Raw genomic sequence first — 4561 nt, forward strand, 5'->3', positions numbered from 1 at the left:
GAGCACGGCGGCGCCGGCGTAGCAGCGCGCGCAGCCCGTCGCTGATGCCCGACCCCTGCGTCATGGCCTGTACCGCGCCGACCGCGAACACCACGTTCGCCCACTGCTGCGGCACGCCGAACCGGCGCAGCAGCTCGGCCACCAGCACTCCGAGCGCGCCGCCGATCAGCGCCCCTTCGGCGTGGTGCGCCCCCGCCATGATCGCCACGGCGTACGCGACCAGCGACTGCCCGGGATCGAAGTTGCGCGACACGACCATCGCGAGCTGCCCGGCGAGCAGCGCGCCGGAAAGGCCCGCGATGAACGCGCTGACCGCGAAGGCGCTCAGCTTGGCCCCGGGCACGCTGGTCCCGGCCGCCGCGGTGGCCCGCTCGGACTCCCGCAGCGCCCGCCACGAGGCCCCGAGCCGGGTCCGCCGCACCACCGCCAGCGCCACGGCCACCAGCGCGAACACCCCGCAGCAGAACAGGAAGTACTGCCGTTCGGAGCCCAGCCCGGCGGGCCGGCCGACCACGATGCCCTGGCTCACCCCGGGGAAGGACCCGGCGGCCATCACGATGTCCACCGTGGCCGCGAAACCGAGCGTGGTGATCGCCAGGTGCACGCCGCGCAGCCGCAGCGCGGGCAGGCCGATCAGCAGGCCGAACGGCACGGCGGCCAGGCCCGCGAGGGGCAGCCACACGTACAGGCCGCCGGGCACGCCCCACACGTTGAGCTGGGCCGTCGTCCACGCGCCGATGGCGGCGAAGGCCATCTGGCACAGCGAGACCATCCCGGCCTGCCCGGCGACCACCCCGAGGCTCTGCAACAGCACGCCCGAGATCAGCGCCGACATGGCGAGGAACACCCAGTAGGCCGGCAGCCCGGCGGCCAGCGCGTACGCGAGCACGGCGAGCCCGACGGCGACGCCGCCCCGGCGCAGCAGAACGACGTTAGCGGGACGCATCCCACACCTCCCTGCGCCGGCTCCACACGAGGATCAGCAGGATGGCCGCGAACGGCACCACGTCCCGGTACTGCTGCACCGCCGCCGATCCCGCGAGCAGCCCTTCCACCAGCCCGAGCGCGATCCCGCCCGCCAGCGCCCCGTCCAGCCGGCGCAGCCCGCCGAGCAGGGCGGCCGCGCACGCGGGCACGATGAGCATGCTCAGCGAGAGGATGTCGCTGGTGCGCACCGGTGCGACCAGCAGCAGCACCAGCGCCGCGAGCGCCCCCGCGAGCGCCCACACGGTGATCGTGAGCGCGCGGGTGCCGATGCCGAGCAGTTCGGTGGTGACCGGCCGCTCGGCCATGGCCCGCAGCCGCAGCCCGAGCGGGGTGCGGGTGAGGACCAGCGACGTACCGACGCCGATCACCACGGCCAGCAGCAGGAGCACCACGGCCCCCTGGGTGACGACCACCCCGGCGAGCGTGGCGACCGGCCCGGCGGCCGGGTTCGGCAGCACCCGCGGCTCGTCGCCGAACGCGATGTAGGCGAGCGCGATGATGCCGATGAGCTGCGCGATCGACACCGCGGTACGCGTCTGCGGCCCGCTCTCGGCGAACCACCGCGTCATCACCAGGCCGCACCCGGCCGACACCAGCGCCCCGGCCGCCACCCCCGCGAGGGCCGCGGCCCAGTACGGCAGGCCGGTCGCGGTGAGCGCGGCCATCACGTACACGCCCGCCACGCCGGTGGCCGCGACGGCGAGGTTCACCGTCGCGGTCAGCCGGTACATGGCGGTGAGCAGCAGGCCGAGGGCGGCGAACGTGCCGCCCGCGGCCAGTCCGGAGACCAGGCCCTGGAACATCAGCCGAGTGTCCCGGGGTACTTGACCCATTCGGACGTGACGACCTGCCACTTGCCGTCCTTGAGCTGCACGATCTTGCCGGCCCGGTTGGACAGGTGCTTGGCGGCCTGCCCGAACTCGTACGGCGTGCCGGTCATCGGCGTCTGGATCGGCTTGAGCGCCTTGAAGGCCGCCGCCACCGACTGCCGGGTGATCGGGCCCTTGATGGACTTCAGCGCGTCCACGAAGTACGTCGCCGCCAGGTAGCCGCCCTGCCCGAAGGAGGTGAGCGGCACGTTCTTGGCGGTCATCAGCTTCCGCCAGTCCGCGAGGGCGGGCGAGTCGGCCTCCGTGAACGGCTCGAACTCGGCGTTGGCGTACATCCCGTCGCCGTCCGCGCCGAGCGCCTTGGCCACGGCGTCGGTGTAGGGGGCGGTGGTCATCAGCCAGTCGATGCCGGTGATGTTCTGCTGCTTGACGACCTTCATCCAAGAGATCGCCATCGGCTCCGTGCCGTTGTAGAGGACCGCTTGGCAGCCCTCCTTCCTGGCCCGCAGCACGAACGGCGTGGGGTCGGAGTCCGGCTTGACCGTGCGGTCGTCGAGAGTGAGCTTCTTGCCGGTCAGCGCGCTCCAACTGGTGACGGCCCCGCCGTACGCGTCGTTGGTGTTGCCGAGGATCGCCAGGAACATGCAGACCTTGTCCCGCTTGAGCACCTCGGAGGCGTAGTAGAGGTTGATGGCCATGTTCAGGTAGGGCCCGGTGTTCACCGGGGAGATCGCCGGCGACTCGAAGCAGGTCGGGTCCACGCCGGTGCCCTGGATGGAGACGATGTTCGACTGCTGGTAGAAGGGGGCGTTCACGGCGCAGTCGAGCAGGCTGGCGGAGCCGACCAACGCCACCACGCCCTGGTTGGTGACCACGTCCCTGGCGGCCTGGGCGGCCGCGGCGGGGTCGCCCTTGTCGTCGGCGCTGACGTACTCGATCTTCTGGCCGTTGATGCCGCCCTGCTCGTTGACCCGGTCGAAGACCGCCTTGGCGGCGGCCGAGGAGTCCGGGAAGGTGACCGCCCCGCTCAGTGAGCTGACACCGCCCACCTTGATCGGTCCGGTGCCGCCGGCGTCGCCGGGGGAGGCGGCGGGGGGCTCATCGGACAGGCCGCACCCGCCGGTGGCGAGCGCGGCGGCGAACAGGACGGCGAATGCCCTTTTCGGGATCATGGGCGAGCCTCTCATCGAATTTGGGACGGATCGTAAGGTGCCAAACGATTCCTTTCAAGAGCTAGATCGGTAAAGATCGTTCGGGTATGAAAGCAAGATGGAGCAACCCCGAATGCAGCTCGTGCTGTCCGAGAACTGGACGATGACCTCCGCCCGCGACCTGACCACGCTGGTCCGGTGGGCGCGCGAGGCCGAGGACGCCGGGTTCGACTCGGTGATGATCAGTGAGCACATCGTGCTCGGACCGGACGCGGGAGCGCTCGGGCGGATGGCCAACCCGCGCGAGTACGCGCTGCCCGGCAACCAGGATCCCTTCACGCCCTGGCCGTACTCGCTGAGCCTGCTGGCCGCCATCGCGTCGGTCACCTCCCGGTTGCGCCTGTCGGCCACCGCGGTGCTCGCGCCGCTGCGGCACCCGCTCGCGCTCGCCCGCGAGCTGGGCACGCTCGACCTGCTCTCGCAGGGGCGGCTGATCGTGGTGCCCACGGTGAGCTGGAGCCGGGACGAGTACGCGGCGCTCGGCGTGCCGTTCGAGAAGCGCGGCAGGCTGCTGGACGAGCACCTGGAGATCTGGGAACTGCTGTGGCGTGAATCGCCGGTGTCCTACCACGGGGAGTTCTACCGGTTCGACGAGGTGTACTTCGAGCCGAAGGCGTACCGGGAGAGCGGGCCGGTGCTGTGGTTCGGCGGCGCGGGGGCCGGCGCGCACCTGGTGCGCAGGCTGGCCCGGTGGGGGAGCGGGTTCAACCCGCTCGGCTACCCGCCGGAGGCGGACATGAAGGCGCTGGCCGAGGGCATGCGGGCGGCCGGGCGCGACTTCGCCGAACTGGAACTCGCCGGCGGCACCCGGGCGGTCTTCCCCGACGGCACGTCCTGCGCGCCGCTCGGGCCCGCGCTGGAGCACATCCCGGAGCGCATGGCCGAGGGTTACACGACGTTCTGCATCAAGCCCTCGCAGTTCATCGACGACCCTGACAAGGTGGGCGACTTCTGCCGCGAAGTGATCCGGCGCGTCACCGCGCTGGCGTCGTGAGGGCCGCCCCGCGCGGCCGGCCCCCGTCATCCGGCCGCGCAGGGTCGCCGTGTCGCGGCCACCGGCTAGGGCTTGAGCGCCTCCCTGACCAGGGCCGTGTCGGTGAACTGCTCGAAACGGGTGGCCACACCGTCCTTCATGTGCCAGACGTGGGTGAACCGCACCCTCATGTGCTTGCCGGTGGCCCGGTAGGTGCCGCTGTAGTGGCCGATCACCACGATCACGTCACCGCCGTCCACGAACTCCTCGGGGTCGGCCTGGTAGCCCTCCCACTCGCCGCCCAGCTTGGCGAACACCTGCGACAGCACCTCGTCGGCCCCCACATAGGTGCCCGCGTAGGGGAAGCCGGCCATCTCGGTCCAGCGCGCGTCGGGGGCCAGCAGGGACACGATGCCGTTGACGTCGCCGTTGGCCGAGGCCGCGTAGGACGCGCGTACGGCGTCGAGATTGTCACTCATGTGTGCTCCTCAGACCGGCCGTTCGCCGGTCGGATAAACGATCTGACCCGGCGGTGGCGGGTGAGGGCGGGTGGATCGTGG

Annotated in this window: 5 protein-coding genes; 1 reads left to right on the plus strand and 4 read right to left on the minus strand. The window is 71.6% G+C overall.

The annotated features are described in order from the left end of the window. The 3 genes from C1I98_RS40910 to C1I98_RS35700 form a co-directional block, all read right to left on the minus strand. The coding region (locus C1I98_RS40910; RefSeq protein WP_146607845.1) for a branched-chain amino acid ABC transporter permease at nt 1-946 on the minus strand (946 nt) is incomplete at its 3' end. Beyond that, the gene (locus C1I98_RS35695; RefSeq protein ID WP_158558321.1) at nt 933-1790 is read right to left on the minus strand and encodes a branched-chain amino acid ABC transporter permease; all 858 of its coding nucleotides are present in this window, start codon (nt 1788-1790) and stop codon (nt 933-935) included. The genes C1I98_RS35695 and C1I98_RS40910, both read right to left, overlap by 14 nt. Next, on the minus strand, nt 1790-2989 hold the full coding sequence (locus C1I98_RS35700) for an ABC transporter substrate-binding protein (RefSeq protein ID WP_199537473.1): 1200 nt from the start codon (nt 2987-2989) through the stop codon (nt 1790-1792). Before C1I98_RS35700 ends, C1I98_RS35695 begins: the two co-directional genes overlap by 1 nt. 97 nt (nt 2990-3086) lie before the next feature. Between C1I98_RS35700 and C1I98_RS35705 the strand changes: the two genes are divergently transcribed. Continuing rightward, nucleotides 3087-4022 (plus strand): TIGR03619 family F420-dependent LLM class oxidoreductase, encoded by a 936-nt coding sequence (locus C1I98_RS35705; RefSeq protein WP_199537474.1) that lies wholly within the window; start codon nt 3087-3089, stop codon nt 4020-4022. Between the two features lie 65 nt (nt 4023-4087). On the opposite strand, the gene C1I98_RS35710 is transcribed toward C1I98_RS35705, so the two are convergent. Further along, nucleotides 4088-4480, minus strand: coding sequence for a nuclear transport factor 2 family protein (locus C1I98_RS35710; RefSeq protein ID WP_111171714.1), 393 nt, complete (start codon nt 4478-4480; stop codon nt 4088-4090). Nucleotides 4481-4561 lie beyond the last annotated feature (81 nt).

It is taken from the genome of Spongiactinospora gelatinilytica, assembly GCF_003236385.1.
Classification (GTDB): Bacteria; Actinomycetota; Actinomycetes; order Streptosporangiales; family Streptosporangiaceae; genus Spongiactinospora; species Spongiactinospora gelatinilytica.